Consider the following 15,424-nt stretch of genomic DNA (forward strand, 5'->3'; position numbering starts at 1 on the left):
ATTTGGAGTGTGGCGCCGCACACTCCGTCGCGGGTGTGGTTGGCCTATTACCGGCTGGTAATCATACTTGCTGTAGTAAAAGATGCGTCAATTTCGACGCTTCGCCGCGTTCCGGCCTTGAGTCCGGAGCTACGCTGCAAGCACCCTCAGACCCCCGCGACGCCGTCTCCTCGCCGAGATGGCGTGAAACGGAGCGATCGTGTCGTACGAGATCTCTGCTCTCAGCGCATCCGCGCCCACCCGCCACAAGCAGCTGCTCGCTTGGGTGAGCGAGATCGCCGAGCTCACCCAGCCGGACCGCATCGAGTGGTGCGACGGTTCCGACGAGGAGTACCAGCGCCTCGCGGACCTGCTGGTGGCGCAGGGCACCTTCAGGAAGCTCAACGAGGAGAAGCGCCCCAACTCCTACTACGCCGCCTCCGACCCGTCGGACGTGGCGCGCGTGGAGGACCGCACCTACATCTGCTCCGAGCAGGAGAAGGACGCCGGACCGACCAACAACTGGAAGGCCCCCGCCGAGATGCGGGAGATCTTCCAGGGCGAACAGGGCCTCTTTCGCGGCGCGATGAAGGGCCGCACGATGTACGTCGTGCCCTTCTCGATGGGCCCGGTCGGCTCCCCGCTGGCCGCGTACGGCGTCGAGATCACCGACTCCGCCTACGTCGCCGTCTCGATGCGCGTGATGACCCGCATGGGCCAGGCCGTGCTGGACCAGCTCGGCGAGGACGGCGACTTCGTCAAGGCCGTGCACACCGTCGGCGCCCCGCTCGCCGAGGGCCAGGCGGACGTGGCGTGGCCGTGCAACACCACCAAGTACATCTCGCACTTCCCGGAGACCAAGGAGATCTGGTCGTTCGGCTCGGGCTACGGCGGCAACGCCCTGCTCGGCAAGAAGTGCTACGCGCTGCGCATCGCCTCGACCATGGCCCGCGACGAGGGCTGGCTGGCCGAGCACATGCTCATCCTGAAGCTCACCCCGCCGAACGGCGAGGCCAAGTACGTCGCGGCCGCCTTCCCCTCGGCCTGCGGCAAGACCAACCTGGCCATGCTCCAGCCGACGGTGCCGGGCTGGAAGGTCGAGACGATCGGCGACGACATCGCCTGGATGCGTTTCAACAAGGAGGACGGCCGCCTCTACGCCATCAACCCCGAGGCCGGCTTCTTCGGCGTCGCTCCCGGCACCGGCGTGGACACCAACGCCAACGCCATCGACACCCTCTGGGGCAACACCGTCTTCACCAACGTCGCCCTCACCGACGACGGCGACGTGTGGTGGGAGGGCCTCACCGAGGAGCCCCCGGCGCACCTGATCGACTGGCGCGGCAACGACTGGACCCCCGAGTCCGGCACCCCGGCCGCCCACCCGAACGCCCGCTTCGCCGTCCCGGCCGCGCAGTGCCCGACCATCGCCCCGGAGTGGGAGGACCAGGCGGGCGTGCCGATCTCGGCGATCCTGTTCGGCGGCCGCCGCGCCACCGCCGTCCCGCTGGTCACCGAGTCCTTCGACTGGCAGCACGGCGTCTTCCTGGGTGCCAACATCGCCTCCGAGAAGACCGCCGCCGCCGAGGGCACCGTCGGCGAGCTGCGCCGCGACCCGTTCGCGATGCTGCCGTTCTGCGGCTACAACATGGGCGACTACTTCGCCCACTGGCTGAAGGTCGGCGCCCAGGCGGACGCCGCCAAGCTGCCGAAGATCTACTACGTCAACTGGTTCCGCAAGAACGCCGAGGGCAAGTTCGTCTGGCCCGGCTACGGCGAGAACAGCCGCGTGCTCAAGTGGATCGTCGAGCGCCTCGAGGGCACCGGCGAGGGCGTCGAGACCCCGATCGGCGTGCTGCCGACCGTCGACGGCTTCGACCTCGGCGGCCTGGACCTGTCCAAGGAGGACCTCGACCTGCTCTTCACCGTGGACGCCGACCTCTGGCGCCAGGAGGCCGCCCTCGTGCCGGCCCACCTGGAGACCTTCGGCGACCACACCCCGAAGGAGCTGTGGGACGAGTACCGGAACCTCGTCGCGCGTCTCGGCTGAGCCTGAGGCTCAGCCGCGACAGAGGCGGGCGCGCGGCACGAACCGCGCGCCCCGCCGAGCGGCAGGACGGCCGGAGTTCCGCCGGGCGATTTTCCCCCGACCAAGGAGATCGCCCGGGCCGGAGCTCCGGCCGTAGTGTTCTCCCCGGCGACGGTTCCTCTCCCGCCCGACCGCTACGGCTGGACGTAGCCGTCGAGGAAGTCGCCGATCCGGGTCACCGCGTCGGTGATCTCCTCCGCCCGGGGCAGCGTGACCAGCCGGAAGTGGTCCGGCTCGGGCCAGTTGAAGCCGGTGCCCTGGACCAGCAGGATGCGCTGGGAGCGCAGCAGGTCGAGCACCATCCGGGCGTCGTCCTTGATCTTGTGGACCTTGGGGTCCAGCCGGGGGAAGGCGTACAGCGCGCCCTTGGGCTTGACGCAGCTGACCCCCGGGATCCGGTTCAGCAGCTCGTACGCGGCGTCGCGCGAGGCGTGCAGCCGGCCGCCGGGCAGGACCAGGTCGCGGATCGACTGCCGCCCGCCGAGCGCGGCGGCCACCGCGTGCTGCGCGGGCATGTTGGCGCACAGCCTCATCGAGGCGAGCACGGTCAGGCCCTCGATGTAGCTGCGGGCCCGGGTCCGGTCGCCGGACAGCACCATCCAGCCGGAGCGGAAGCCCGCGACCCGGTAGGCCTTGGACAGTCCGTTGAAGGTGACGCAGAAGAGGTCCGGGGCCAGGGTGGCCAGCGGGACGTGCTCGGTGTCGTCGTAGAGGATCTTGTCGTAGATCTCGTCCGCGTAGACCACCAGATCGTGCCGGCGGGCGATCTCCGCGATGCCCTCCAGCACCTCGCGCGGGTAGACCGCGCCGGTCGGGTTGTTCGGGTTGATCACCACGATGGCCCTGGTCCGGTCGGTGACCTTGGCCTCGATGTCGGCGAGGTCCGGGTACCACTCGGACTGCTCGTCGCACCGGTAGTGCACCGCGGTGCCGCCGGACAGCGAGACCGAGGCGGTCCACAGCGGGTAGTCCGGCGCCGGGACGAGCACCTCGTCGCCGTCGTCCAGCAGCGCGGTCATCGCCAGCTGGATCAGTTCGGAGACGCCGTTGCCGAGGAAGACGTCGTCGACGGAGAGGCCGTGCAGCCCGCGGTCCTCGTAGTGCATGACCACCGCGCGGCGGGCGGAGAGCAGACCCTTGGAGTCGCCGTAGCCGTGCGCGGTGGCGAGGTTGCGCAGGATGTCCTGGAGGATCTCCGGGGGCGCCTCGAAACCGAAGGCGGCCGGGTTGCCGGTGTTGAGCTTGAGGATGCGATGGCCCTGTTCCTCCAGCCGCATCGCCTCGTCGAGCACCGGGCCACGGATGTCGTAGCAGACATTGGCGAGCTTGCTGGACTGGATGACCTGCATGTCCGCCTACTTTAGGGGTACCGAGGGGGCGTGCGGCGGGTCTCCGCGGGGGCGCTTCGGAGGGGCCGAACGACCCCCTTGGATCGCCAGGCGGGGGTGGCGGGCCGCCTTCCGAACCGGCGGTCGGATGTCCGGAATGCTCCTGTATGCGAGGGGCGCCGCCGCGCTGTCGGGCAGAACGAGACGGACGGCACACTGCCCGGCGCGGGAGGATGTGGCCGGTGCGTCGGTCGAGGAGGGGGTGCGCCGGTGGTCCCGGTCGTGGTCGCGGCGGTGCTGGTCGGTCTCCTGGCGGCTCCGCCGCTGCGCGGGCTGGTCGCCCGGTTCGCGGTGCCGGAGGGTGAGCCCTGGTGCGGCGGCTGCCCGTCCTGCGGGCGCCGGGTGCGCCTGCTGCCGCCGACCGGGCGCTGCCCGGGCTGCCGGGAGCGGCTGGGAGCCGGCCCCTTCTCGGTGGAGGCGGTCGCGGCGGCGGTCGCCGTCGCGGTGGCGTACGCGGCGGACCGGCCGGTGGCGGTGACCCTGGCGCTGGGCTGGGCGGCGGCGCTCGGCGTGGCGCTCGGCTTCGTCGACGCGCGGGTGCGCCGGCTGCCGTACCGGCTGACCCTGCCGCTGCTCGGCGGGGTGGCCGCGCTGCTGCTGGCGGCGGCGCCGGCCGCCGGGCCCGGGGTGCCGCTGCGCTGCCTGCTGGTCGCGCTCACGGTCGGGGGCTTGCTCGAACTCGCCGTCTGGCTGGGCGCGTTGGGCCCCGGGGACTCCCCGCTCGGGCTCGCCCTGGGCGGCCTGCTCGGCTGGTACGGCTGGTCGGTGGCGCTCGGCGGGCTGTTCGCGGCGATGGTGCTCGCCGGGCTGTGGGGCACCCTGCGGGCCGCCGTCGCGCTGGCCCGCCGCCGCCCGGTACGCGGGCTCGACCTCCCGGTCGGCCCGTTCCTGCTGCTCGGCGCGCTCACCGCGGTCCTGGCGCGGTGAGCGCACCCGCGCGGTCGTGAGGCTCGGCCCCTGTTGGGGCGACAGCACTGTACAGAGCGACAGCACTGTATGGAGGTGAGAGCGACCGAAGGGGGACGGCGGAAGGGCCCGCCGCACCGGTCGGTGCGACGGGCCCCGCCGCCGACGCGCAGGCCCCACCCTCAAGGAGCGGCGCGCCGGGGGGAGTTGGGCTTCTGGCGGCTCCGGCCTCGGCCGGCCGCGGTCACCGCATCTTGTGGACGAACGGGCCGACCGCGTTGGAGAACGCGTTGCCGTTGTTGGCGTCCCAGTTGGTCGACCAGGTCATCGCGCCGCGGATGGTCGGCCACTTGGCCGGCGGCACGAAGCTGCCGCAGTTGGCGCCGGTGGCCAGGCAGTCCAGCGCGTTGTTCACCACGGTCGGGGAGACGTAGCCGCCGCCGGCCGCCTTGGTGGAGGCCGGGACGCCGATGCCCACCTGGTCCGGCCGCAGGCCGCCCTGGATCTGGGTGCAGACCTGCGAGGTGATGAAGTCGATGGTGCCCTGGGTGTAGACCTTGCCGTCGCAGCCGTTCATGCCGCCCGAGTTGTAGAACTGGGTGTTGACGACGGTGAGGATGTCCTTGGTCCTCAGCGCCAGCTGGAAGTAGGCGCCGGAGGTGCTGTACATCCCGATGGTCTCCGGGGCCATGGTCAGGACGAAGCCGGGGCCGACCTTGGCCTGCAGGGCGTGCAGCGCGTCGCCGAGCGGGCCGGCCTGGACGCCGTTCTCCAGGTCGACGTCGATCCCGTCGAAGCCGTAGTCCCTGATGATCGCGTAGGCGCTGTCGACGAAGTTGGCGCCGGCGGTGGCGTCCCCGACGGTGATCGCGCCGTTCTGGCCGCCGATGGAGAGGATGACCTTCTTGCCGGCCGCCTGCTTGGCCTTGACGTCGGCGCGGAACTGGGCGTCGGTGTAGCCGCCGAGGGCCTTGGACAGGCCCGGGTCCAGGGTGAAGCTGATCGCGCCGGTCCGGGTCGGCACGGCGTCGGCGAAGGACACCGCGATGATGTCGTACGCGTTCTGGACGTCGCTCAGCCGCTGCACGGTCGAGTTGTTGTCGAAGTTCTGCCAGTAGCCGGTGACCAGGTGGGCGGGCAGCCCGGTGGGCGGGGTGGTGCTGGTCGGCGTGGCGGTGGGGGTGGGGGTCGCCGTCGCGGTCTGGGTGGGCGTGGCGGTGGGCGTCGGGGTCGCCGTCCTCGTGGGCGTCGCGGTGGCCGTGGGGGAGGCGGTGGCCGTCGGCGTGGGGGTGGGGGTCGCGGTCGGCGACGGGTTGCCGCCGCCGCCCGGGCCGATCAGCGCGACGTCGTCGGCCAGGTAGGCGCTCTGGCCGTACCAGCCGTGCAGGTAGACGGTGACGCTGGTGGCGTTCGCCCCGGTGGTGAAGGTGGTGGACAGCTGGTTCCAGCCGTTCTGGTTCGACCAGGCGGACGGGTCGGTGCCGCCGGTGCCGCGCGCACCGAGGTAGACGTACGGACCCTGGACCCAAGCGCTCAGCGTGTAGCTGGTGTTGGGCAGCACGCTGATGGTCTGGGTGCACTCGGCGGTGTCGCCGGCGCCCGGTGAGGCCTGGAGCGCGCCGGTGCCGGAGTGGACCGGGGAGGAGACCGTGGTCGCGGCGCCGGCGCAGGTCCAGCCCCCGAGCCCGCCGTCGAAGCCGCCGTTGGCGACCAGGTTGCCGACCGCCGCGTTGGCGCCGCCGGCGAAGAGGGCGAGGCCGCCGCCGGCCAGGGCGAGGGCGGTGGCACCGGCCGCGACGGCCGGGAGGGGGCTGCGCCGGCGCTTGTGCGAGGGCTGGTTCAGCGTACGGGCCATGGGGTGACGCTCCTGGGGGAGGAGCGGCCGCCGCGGTGGGGGGCGCGGCGGCCGCGTGTGGGGGAGGGGAGGTCCGAAGCGAGCCTGCGGGGCGGAGGAGGAGGATCGTTCCGGCCCGGATCAAAAGCTGGACTAGACCATTGCCGGTCGTCAAGCATCGGAACGACGGCTTACGGTTCCGTTAAGGATTCGGAGACCGTTCCGTGTCCACGCCCCGGGAGCGCCGGAACGGCCGCGGAGCCCGTCCGGACCACCCCGGACACACCCGGCCGGACGGCCCCGACACGCCCGTCGCGACAGACTTCGTACAGGACCGTGACCAGACCGCTACCTGCGGCTTTACCGAGCACCTGCGCGCCGGAGTAGGCTGCGCCGGGGGCGGAGACGCACCAGCTGCAACGAGCACGGAGGGGCCGGGAAACATGGGTCTGCGCGATGTCGCCGAACGGACGCCGGGGCTGCGCACCCTGCTCGGCGGGATGTACGGGCTCTACGGCCGACGGGTCGAGGTCCACCTCGCGAGCACCCCGCGCCACATCGGCGTGATCCTGGACGGCAACCGCCGCTGGGCCAAGGCGGCCGGCGGCTCCACCGCGTACGGCCACCAGCGCGGCGCCGACAAGATCAGCGAGTTCCTCGGCTGGTGCGACGAGACCCACGTCAAGGTCGTCACCCTCTGGATGCTCTCCACCGACAACCTGGACCGCCCGGCCGACGAACTCGTCCCGCTGCTCGGCATCATCGAGGACGCCGTCACCGGCCTGGCCGCCGCCCGCCGCTGGCGGGTCCACCCGGTCGGCGCGCTGGACCTGCTGCCGCAGCACACCGCCGACGTGCTCAAGCGGGCCGCCGACCAGACCGCCGACATCGACGGCATCACGGTCAACGTCGCGGTCGGGTACGGCGGTCGGCACGAGATCGCCGACGCCGTCCGCTCGCTGCTCCAGGAGCAGGCCGGGCGCGGAACCTCGATCGAGGAACTGGCCGAGATCCTGACCGTCGAGCACATCGCCGAGCACCTCTACACCCGCAACCAGCCCGACCCGGACCTGATCATCCGCACCTCGGGCGAGCAGCGGCTGTCCGGCTTCCTGCTCTGGCAGAGCGCGCACAGCGAGTTCTACTTCTGCGAGGCGTACTGGCCGGCCTTCCGCAAGGTCGACTTCCTGCGCGCGCTGCGCGCGTACGAACAGCGCCACCGGCGGCTGGGGCTGTAGCCCCGGGGGCCGTCCCGGCTGGTCCCGGCGGCGCGCCCGTGATGTCCCGGCGGTGTCCCGGCGCGCTCCTGGGGCGCGGGCCCCGGGCGCCTGCCGCCGGAGGAAATGACCGCCGTAGGCCTGGCCTACCCGGCGCCCGCGCGAGGCCAAACGTTCACCGGCAATGATCCGTCAGTTCGCCGGGGGCGCGAATGCACCGTTCCTCGCCTGGGAATACTCCAGTCAGTCCGGCCCCGAGGCCACCGGGGCAGCGAGGGCCGGCTTGCCGCGGATGACGCAGGGTCATCCGCTCTGGAGGCCTAGTGGTCAGTTCCAAGAGCCGCCGGACACCAGACCGGCGCACGTACGTTCTCGACACCAGCGTGCTCCTGGCGGACCCGCTCGCCATGACCCGCTTCGAGGAGCACGAGGTCGTCCTCCCGGTGGTGGTCGTCACCGAGCTGGAGGCCAAGCGGCACCACCCGGAGCTGGGCTACTTCGCCCGCCAGGCGCTGCGGCTGCTCGACGACTACCGCATCCGCCACGGCCGGCTCGACGAGCCGATCCCGGTCGGCGAACTCGGCGGCACCATCCGGGTCGAGCTCAACCACTCCGACGTGTCGATACTGCCGGCCGGCTACCGGGCCGGCGGCGGCGAGGCGGACACCCGGATCCTCGCGGTCGCCCGCAACCTCCAGGCCGAGGGCTACGACGTCACCGTCGTGTCCAAGGACCTGCCGCTGCGGATCAAGGCCAGCTCGGTGGGCCTGCTCGCCGAGGAGTACCGGGCCGAACTGGCGGTCACCTCGGGCTGGACGGGCATGTCCGAACTGCACGTCCCGGCCGATCAGGTGGACGCGCTGTTCTCGGTCGGCCACGACGCCGGGGTGGACGTCGACGGCGCCGCCGAGCTGCCCGTCCACACCGGGCTGGTGCTGACCTCGGAGCGCGGCCGGGCGCTCGGCCGGGTCACCGGCGACGGCCGGGTGCGGCTGGTGCGCGGCGAGCGCGAGGCGTTCGGGCTGCGCGGGCGCAGCGCCGAGCAGCGGGTGGCGCTGGACCTGCTGCTCGACCCGGAGATCGGGATCGTCTCGATGGGCGGCCGGGCCGGCACCGGGAAGTCGGCGCTGGCGCTGTGCGCGGGGCTGGAAGCGGTGCTGGAGCGGAGGCAGCACCGCAAGGTGATGGTCTTCCGGCCGCTGTACGCGGTCGGCGGCCAGGAACTCGGCTACCTGCCGGGCTCCGAGGCGGAGAAGATGGGCCCCTGGGCGCAGGCGGTCTTCGACACCCTCTCCGCCGTCACCACCCCGGACGTGATCGAGGAGGTCATCTCCCGCGGGATGCTGGAGGTGCTGCCGCTGACCCACATCCGGGGGCGCTCGCTGCACGACGCCTTCGTGATCGTGGACGAGGCGCAGTCGCTGGAGCGCAACGTCCTGCTGACGGTGCTGTCCCGGATCGGCCAGGGCTCGCGGGTGGTGCTCACCCACGACGTGGCGCAGCGGGACAACCTCCGGGTGGGCCGCTACGACGGCGTGGTGGCGGTGGTGGAGAAGCTGAAGGGCCATCCGCTCTTCGCCCACATCACGCTCACCCGCTCGGAGCGGTCGCCGATCGCGGCGCTGGTCACGGAGATGCTGGAGGACATCCACCCGTGATCCGCCCTCGATAGGGGCATAGTCGGACAATACGGTCAACTCGCGTTCCGGAGCCCGTTCCTGAGGGAGCGGGCTCCATCCGTCTCATCACATCGAGTGCTTTCCGTCCGGGGAACTGCCGTACGGTGGATGTGACATGCGCCACGCGGGCGGGAATTGCGTCGACAGTACCCGGTGCGGCATGGTGAGGGTTCTGTCAGGCCCCGCGTACGGCGCGGCAGGGCTCCCGCACTCCGGGAGTCAGGCCCCGGAAGGTCCGCCAACTCCGGTCGGTGGACACACAATTGAAGACCGTTGAGCCGTACGCCGCCCGATTTCAACGCCCGGTCGCCTCACCTCGGCCGGACGCCGGGCCAGCACCTCCCGTGACCAGAGCACCGTGCGGAGGTCCGTGCCAAGGGGCATGTTGCGCCCGTACGGTCACGCGTGGGCGATGCTGGAAGGAAACCATGTGACTCGGATCTCGGTCCGGGGAGTCGCTGTGGCCTCCGCCACCGCCGTCACCGCTGTCGGTGCCGTCGTGGGTATGGCCTCGGGCAGCGAGGGCAAGACCACGCAGACGGTCGACGTCGCCGGCGCGACCCTGCTTGCCGAAGTCCCCTCTGGCGCCCAGGCGCAGACCATCAGTGACAACATCGGCCAGCAGGCGTCCGCCCAGCAGGCCTCCGCCGACGCGGCCGCCAAGGCCGCCGCGGAGCAGAAGGCCGCCGAGGAGGCCGCGCGCCAGAAGGCGGCCGCGGACGCCCAGGCGAAGGCCGACGCCCAGGCCAAGGCCGACGCGGAGAAGGCCGCCAAGGCCGCGGAGGAGAAGCGGAAGGCCGACGAGGCCGCCGCCAACCGCTCCAAGGCCCGCTCGGCGATGACCGCGGTGGAGGACGCGCCGGCCGTCTCGGTCAGCCCCGGCTCGGTCCAGGACCTGGCCCGGCAGATCGTCGGCAACGACACGCAGTTCCAGTGCTTCAGCCAGATCGTGAAGCGCGAGAGCGGCTGGGACTACACCGCGACCAACAAGAGCTCCGGTGCCTACGGCCTGGTCCAGGCGCTGCCCGGCACCAAGATGGCCTCGGCCGGTGCCGACTGGCGCACCAACCCGGCCACCCAGATCAAGTGGGGCCTCAGCTACATGAACTCCCGCTACGGCAGCCCCTGTGGCGCCTGGTCGTTCTGGCAGAGCCACAACTGGTACTAGGAACGGCCGCCGCCGCGGCGGCGCGGTTCCCCACGGCCCCGGTCACCCGTCCTCCCCGGACGGGCGACCGGGGCCGTGGCGTTCTCCGGCCCGGGCCGACGAACGGGTGGCGCCGCCGGGGGCCGGCGGGGCAAGAGGCGGACCGCGCCGCCCGGGCTGCGCTGACCAGTGCGTCCTCGGGCGGTGCGGTCCCGGTTGCGGACGCGGGGCGCGGGAAGGGGTCCTGGTCGCCTCCCGCACCGGCCGGTCCGCCGGCGGTTGGCCGTGGGGCGACCTCGGCGGCTCGGCTCCGGGGTCTCGTCCCGACTCATCCCCCACGCACCGCGTCCGAAACCCTATGGAACCTGGCGTTTTGTCCGGATCGTCGGGGCGGGAGCGACGAGTCGAACGGACCGGCGACCGGACTCGCCGCACCCGGGCCGGGGTAGCGTCATCCCTGACGGCCGCGGCGGGACCCGCGGCGTACCGCCGGGCACGGCGGGTTCGGCAGGGGAGCGGTGGTAGCGAGGATGGCGCGGGGCGGAAAGGCCTTCAAGGCCGTGGCCAAGGGCATGGCCGTGGTGGCCAGCGCGGCCGCCGTGATCGAGCGGCGCCGGCGCGCCGCGATGGCGGCCGACCCGCACGAGCCGGCCCTCCCGGCACTGGCCGACGGGCACCTCCCGGCACTCGTGGACGGGCACGTCCCGGCACTCGCCGAGGCGCCCGGCCCGGTCCCGGTCCCGCGGACGGACCCGGCCCCGGCGCCGGCAGGCCCGGCGGTCGCGGCGGTCCAGCCGTCCGCCGCGGCTCCCCCGGCCGCCCCGCCCGCACCGGCCGCGCACGCCGGGCTCGGCCGGGAGTACCACCCCGGCCGTCCGGCCACGCCGGCCGAGGCGGTGCCGTGGGGGCTGCGGGTGGCCGCCGAGTCGACCTGGCGGCTGCTGCTGCTCGGCGCCGCGCTCTACGTCGTCTTCTACGTGGTCGACATGCTGCGGCTGGTCGCCTTCTCGGTGCTGGCCTCACTGCTGATCACCGCGCTGCTGGAGCCCTCGGTCTCCTGGCTGCGCCGGCGCGGGGTGCCGCGCTCACTGGCGGCCGGCGGGGTGTTCCTCAGCGGTCTGGCCGGGATCGGGCTGGTCGGCTGGTTCGTGGTCTGGCAGGTGTCGACCAACCTCTCGGACGTCACCACCCAGGTGAAGACCGGCGTCAACCAGCTGCGGGACTGGCTGGTCACCGGGCCGCTGCACCTGACCCAGCAGCAGATCACCGACTTCGCCAACCAGATCACCAAGGCCATCACCACCAACACCGATCAGCTCACCTCGGCCTCGATCACCGGTGCGCAGATCGCCGTCGAGGTGCTGACCGCGCTGCTGATGACCTTCTTCACCACCTTCTTCTTCCTCTACGACGGCGGGAGGATCTGGAACTGGGCGCTGCGCGGCCTGCCGAGGCACTCCCGCTTCGCGATGGCCGGGGCCGGCCCCAAGGCCTGGACGACGCTCACCGCCTATGTGCGCGGCACGGTCTGCGTGGCCTTCATCGACGCGCTCTGCATCGGCATCGGCGTCGACCTGCTGGGCGTGCCGCTGGCCCTGCCGCTGGCCGTGATCATCTTCCTGGGCGCCTTCGTCCCGCTGGTCGGCGCGTTGATCACCGGTACCGTCGCGGTGCTGATCGCGCTGGTCACCCAGGGGCCGTGGACGGCGCTGATGGTGCTGGTGGTGCTGGTGGTGGTGATGCAGGTGGAGAGCCACATCCTCCAGCCGCTGATCCTCGGCCGGGCCGTCCGGGTCCACCCGCTCGGGGTCGTGCTCGGCGTCGCGGCCGGCGGCATCATCGGCGGCATCGGCGGCGCGGTGGTCGCCGTCCCGCTGATCGCCGTCACCAACACCGTGGTCACCCACCTGCGCCGCCGCAACGAGGCGGGCCAGGCCGTCTTCACCGCGCTCGAAGCCGCCCGCGAGGCCGCCGAACGGACGGCCGAGCGCACCGCGGAGGACGCCGCCGGACGCACCGCGGCCACCCGCCCCGCCCCGCCGGCTGCACCCGCCACCGACTGACCCGCCGTACGGGCCGCCTGCTCGGGAGACCGGCGGCGGGAAGGAACGGCGGCGGGAGAGAGAACGGCGACTGGCCCCTCCCGGACGTGGTGTCCGGGAGGGGCCAGTCGGGCTGCCGGGGTGCGTCAGGCGTCGACGGCGGCGAGGGCGGCCTCGGAGTCGAGGACGCCGGCCACGGCCTGCAGGACGGCGGCGATCTTCATCGAGGCCTGGACGACCTCGCGCTCGACGCCGGCCTTGCGCAGGACGGCCTCGTGCGAGTCGAGGCACTGGCCGCAGCCGTTGATGGCCGAGACCGCGAAGCACCAGAGCTCGAAGTCGACCTTCTCGACGCCCGGGGTGCCGATGATGTTCATCCGCAGACCGGCCCGCATCGTGCTGTACTCCTTGTCGGAGAGCAGGTGCAGCGTCCGGTAGTAGACGTTGTTCATCCCCATGATCGCGGCCGCGCCCTTGGCGGCGGTGTACGCCTCCGGGGAGAGGTTGGCCTTGGCCTCGGGCTCCAGCTCACGCAGCAGACCGGGGCTGCGGGTGGCCATCGCGCAGGACAGCACGGTGCCCCAGAGCTGCTGGGCGGGGAGGTCGGAGTTGCCGATGACCGAGCCCAGGTTGAGCTTGAGGTCCTTGGCGTAGTCCGGGAGGGCGGCCTTCAGGTCGTCGAGGGCCATGGGTCAGCCCGCCAGCAGGGCCTGGGCGTCGAGGGTGTCCTCGCCCTTGGTCCAGTTGCACGGGCACAGCTCGTCGGTCTGCAGGGCGTCCAGCACCCGCAGGACCTCCTTGGGGTTACGGCCGACGGAGCCGGCGGTGACCATGACGAACTGGATCTCGTTGTTCGGGTCGACGATGAAGACGGCGCGCTGGGCGGTGCCGTCCTCGTTCTCGACGCCGCAGGCCTGCATCAGCTCGTGCTTGATGTCGGCCAGCATCGGGAAGGGCAGGTCGCGCAGGTCCTTGTGGTCCTTGCGCCAGGCGTGGTGCACGAACTCGGAGTCACCGGAGACGCCGAGGATCTGGGCGTCGCGGTCGGCGAACTCGTCGTTCAGCTTGCCGAACGCGGCGATCTCGGTGGGGCAGACGAAGGTGAAGTCCATCGGCCAGAAGAAGACGACCTTCCACTTGCCCTCGTAGGACTTGTGGTTGATGTCGGCGAAGGCGTTCGCGGCGTCCAGGTCGACACAGGCCTTGAGGTCGAACTCGGGGAACTTGTCACCGATCGTGAGCACGTTCGCTTCTCCTGAAGTGAGATGAGGGGGCTTTGTCCGGAATCCGGACATCAGTCACCATTCCACATCGTGGACTGATCAGGGAAATAGCTACACTGGATGTGTCTGATCGGAGATTGTTATCAGTACTGAATTCCCCACGTCACGGCCGGTGACCCGCAGGAACGGCGGCGGCAAGGCCGACCCGACTGTGGCGAGTGCCACAGTCCGCAGCCCCCGCACCCCGACCGTCGCCCAGCTGCGGGCTTTCGTCGCGGTGGCCGAGCACCGGCACTTCCGGGAGGCCGCCGCCGCCACCGGGACCAGCCAGCCCGCGCTGTCCGGGGCGGTCGCGGCGCTGGAGGAGTCGCTCGGCGCGCAGTTGGTCGAGCGTACGACGCGCAAGGTGATTGTCACCCCACTGGGGGAGCGCGTGCACCAGCACGCCCGCCGGGTGCTCGCCTCGTTGCAAGCCCTCACCGAGGAGGTCGAGGCCGCCCGCCGCCCGTTCACCGGGCCGCTGCACCTGGGTGTCATCCCGACCGTCGCGCCGTACCTGCTGCCCACCGTGCTGCGGCTGGTCCGCGACCGCTTCCCGGACCTGGAGCTGCACGTCCACGAGGAGCGCACCCCCTCGCTGCTGGAGGGCCTGGCCGCCGGGCGGCTGGACGTCCTGCTGCTCGCGCTGCCCGCCGGCGGGACCTCGCCGACCAGGGACATCCCGCTGTTCGACGAGGACTTCGTCCTGCTCACGCCGCCCGGTCATCCGCTCGCCGGGCGGGTCGACGTGCCCCGCGACGTGCTTCTCGACCTGGACGTGCTGCTGCTGGAGGAGGGCCACTGCCTGCGCGACCAGGCGCTGGACATCTGCCGCGAGGTCGGCGCCGACCCGGCGGGCTCGACCACCCGCGCGGCGGGCCTGTCCACCCTGGTCCAGCTGGTCGCCGGGGGCCTCGGGGTGACCCTGCTGCCCGCCACCGCGCTGGACGTCGAGGCCGGCCGCGCCGACCGGCTGGCAGCCGTCCGCTTCGCCGCCCCGGCGCCCGGCCGCCGGATCGGGCTGGCCGTCCGGCCGGGCTCGGGCCGCAGCGCCGAGTACGACCGCTTCGCGGCCGCGCTGCGCGAGGTGCTGGTCGAACTGCCGGTCCGGATCGTCTTCTAGCTAGGGCGTCTCCCGGAGCGGTGACCGGGCCGCCGCCGGGGCGCCCAGGCAGAGCCCGACCGTGGTCGCGACCAGCAGCTCCAGGGCCTCCAGGGTGTCCTGGTCGGGCCGCTCGCCGGCCCGGTGCCGGGTGAGGTGGCGGGCCGTCAGGCCTTCGAAGCCGCCGAGGAAGTGGACGGCGATCCGGCGGGCGGGCAGCGCCAGGGTCAGGCCGTGGACGGCCGCGACGGCGTCGAGCATCTCGGCGGAGGTGGCCTCGATGTCGCGCTGGAGCCCGAGCATGATCTCCCGCAGGTCCGGGTCGCGCATGGCCAGCGACCCGAACTCGCTCAGCAGCACGCAGCGCCCGTGCTCGCCGGTGGCGGCCTCCCAGAGCGCGTGCGCCAGGGTGCGGACCTGCTCGCCGAAGGTGCCGTCGCCGGGGGAGGCGGCGCGCACCTCGCCGACGAAGTCGGCCTTCAGCTGCTCGACGACCGCCCGGTAGAGGTCCTTCTTGGTGCCGAAGGTGTAGTGCACCGTGGCCTGCGCCACCCCCAGCTCGGCCGCGATCGCGCGGGTGCTGCCGGCGGCGATTCCCTCCCTGGTCATCAGGTCGATCGCGGCCTGGACCAGTTGCGGTCGGCGTTCGGAGGCGGGGACATGGGCCATTCAGCCAGGGTAGCGCCATGGTCGGACAACTGAGTCGAGCGATTCTCTCGACCAACTTTGTCAACTGACAAGGTTCGGCCTACGGTGGGACGCGACCTGCCCCGACCGAC

The 15,424-nt window shown here is 72.3% G+C and carries 12 protein-coding genes; 7 read left to right on the forward strand and 5 right to left on the reverse strand.

The window, feature by feature from the left end; translation table 11 throughout:
* Window positions 1-199: 199 nt before the first annotated feature.
* On the forward strand, window positions 200-2,029 hold the full coding sequence (locus ACZ7RU_RS04115) for a phosphoenolpyruvate carboxykinase (GTP) (RefSeq protein ID WP_470339403.1): 1,830 nt from the start codon (window positions 200-202) through the stop codon (window positions 2,027-2,029).
* 173 nt (window positions 2,030-2,202) lie between these two features.
* On the opposite strand, the gene ACZ7RU_RS04120 is transcribed toward ACZ7RU_RS04115, so the two are convergent.
* A complete protein-coding gene (locus ACZ7RU_RS04120) occupies window positions 2,203-3,417 on the reverse strand; it encodes a pyridoxal phosphate-dependent aminotransferase (RefSeq protein WP_470339404.1) in 1,215 nt (404 codons plus the stop codon).
* 249 nt (window positions 3,418-3,666) lie between these two features.
* Here ACZ7RU_RS04120 and ACZ7RU_RS04125 point away from each other — a divergent pair, with 249 nt between their 5' ends.
* Window positions 3,667-4,383 (forward strand): A24 family peptidase, encoded by a 717-nt coding sequence (locus ACZ7RU_RS04125; RefSeq protein WP_470339405.1) that lies wholly within the window; start codon window positions 3,667-3,669, stop codon window positions 4,381-4,383.
* A gap of 223 nt (window positions 4,384-4,606) precedes the next feature.
* Here ACZ7RU_RS04125 and ACZ7RU_RS04130 read toward each other — a convergent pair whose 3' ends face one another.
* Window positions 4,607-6,217 carry a chitinase gene (locus ACZ7RU_RS04130; RefSeq protein ID WP_470339406.1) on the reverse strand — a complete coding sequence of 537 codons (1,611 nt, stop codon included), beginning with the start codon at window positions 6,215-6,217 and terminating at the stop codon, window positions 4,607-4,609.
* A gap of 422 nt (window positions 6,218-6,639) precedes the next feature.
* On the opposite strand from ACZ7RU_RS04130, the gene ACZ7RU_RS04135 reads away from it, so the two are divergent.
* From ACZ7RU_RS04135 to ACZ7RU_RS04150, 4 genes are all read left to right on the forward strand, one after another.
* Window positions 6,640-7,434 carry an isoprenyl transferase gene (locus tag ACZ7RU_RS04135; RefSeq protein ID WP_387749705.1) on the forward strand — a complete coding sequence of 265 codons (795 nt, stop codon included), beginning with the start codon at window positions 6,640-6,642 and terminating at the stop codon, window positions 7,432-7,434.
* Window positions 7,435-7,736: 302 nt separating this feature from the next.
* On the forward strand, window positions 7,737-9,071 hold the full coding sequence (locus ACZ7RU_RS04140; RefSeq protein ID WP_387749708.1) for a PhoH family protein: 1,335 nt from the start codon (window positions 7,737-7,739) through the stop codon (window positions 9,069-9,071).
* Between the two features lie 451 nt (window positions 9,072-9,522).
* The gene (locus ACZ7RU_RS04145) at window positions 9,523-10,260 is read left to right on the forward strand and encodes an aggregation-promoting factor C-terminal-like domain-containing protein (RefSeq protein ID WP_470339407.1); all 738 of its coding nucleotides are present in this window, start codon (window positions 9,523-9,525) and stop codon (window positions 10,258-10,260) included.
* 509 nt (window positions 10,261-10,769) lie between these two features.
* Complete coding sequence (locus ACZ7RU_RS04150; protein ID WP_470339408.1) at window positions 10,770-12,302, forward strand: AI-2E family transporter; 1,533 nt, start codon at window positions 10,770-10,772, stop codon at window positions 12,300-12,302.
* 125 nt (window positions 12,303-12,427) lie between these two features.
* On the opposite strand, the gene ACZ7RU_RS04155 is transcribed toward ACZ7RU_RS04150, so the two are convergent.
* Both ACZ7RU_RS04155 and ACZ7RU_RS04160 read right to left on the reverse strand, forming a co-directional pair.
* On the reverse strand, window positions 12,428-12,970 hold the full coding sequence (locus tag ACZ7RU_RS04155; RefSeq protein WP_470339409.1) for an alkyl hydroperoxide reductase: 543 nt from the start codon (window positions 12,968-12,970) through the stop codon (window positions 12,428-12,430).
* Window positions 12,971-12,973: 3 nt separating this feature from the next.
* Window positions 12,974-13,525, reverse strand: a complete 552-nt coding sequence (locus tag ACZ7RU_RS04160; RefSeq protein ID WP_470339410.1) for a peroxiredoxin — start codon at window positions 13,523-13,525, stop codon at window positions 12,974-12,976.
* 190 nt (window positions 13,526-13,715) lie between these two features.
* Between ACZ7RU_RS04160 and ACZ7RU_RS04165 the strand changes: the two genes are divergently transcribed.
* The gene (locus ACZ7RU_RS04165) at window positions 13,716-14,666 is read left to right on the forward strand and encodes a LysR substrate-binding domain-containing protein (RefSeq protein ID WP_470339750.1); all 951 of its coding nucleotides are present in this window, start codon (window positions 13,716-13,718) and stop codon (window positions 14,664-14,666) included.
* Here ACZ7RU_RS04165 and ACZ7RU_RS04170 read toward each other — a convergent pair whose 3' ends face one another.
* Window positions 14,667-15,314, reverse strand: a complete 648-nt coding sequence (locus ACZ7RU_RS04170) for a TetR/AcrR family transcriptional regulator (protein ID WP_470339411.1) — start codon at window positions 15,312-15,314, stop codon at window positions 14,667-14,669.
* Window positions 15,315-15,424: the final 110 nt, after the last annotated feature.

The sequence above is a fragment of the Kitasatospora sp. NPDC114501 genome (assembly GCF_055633695.1).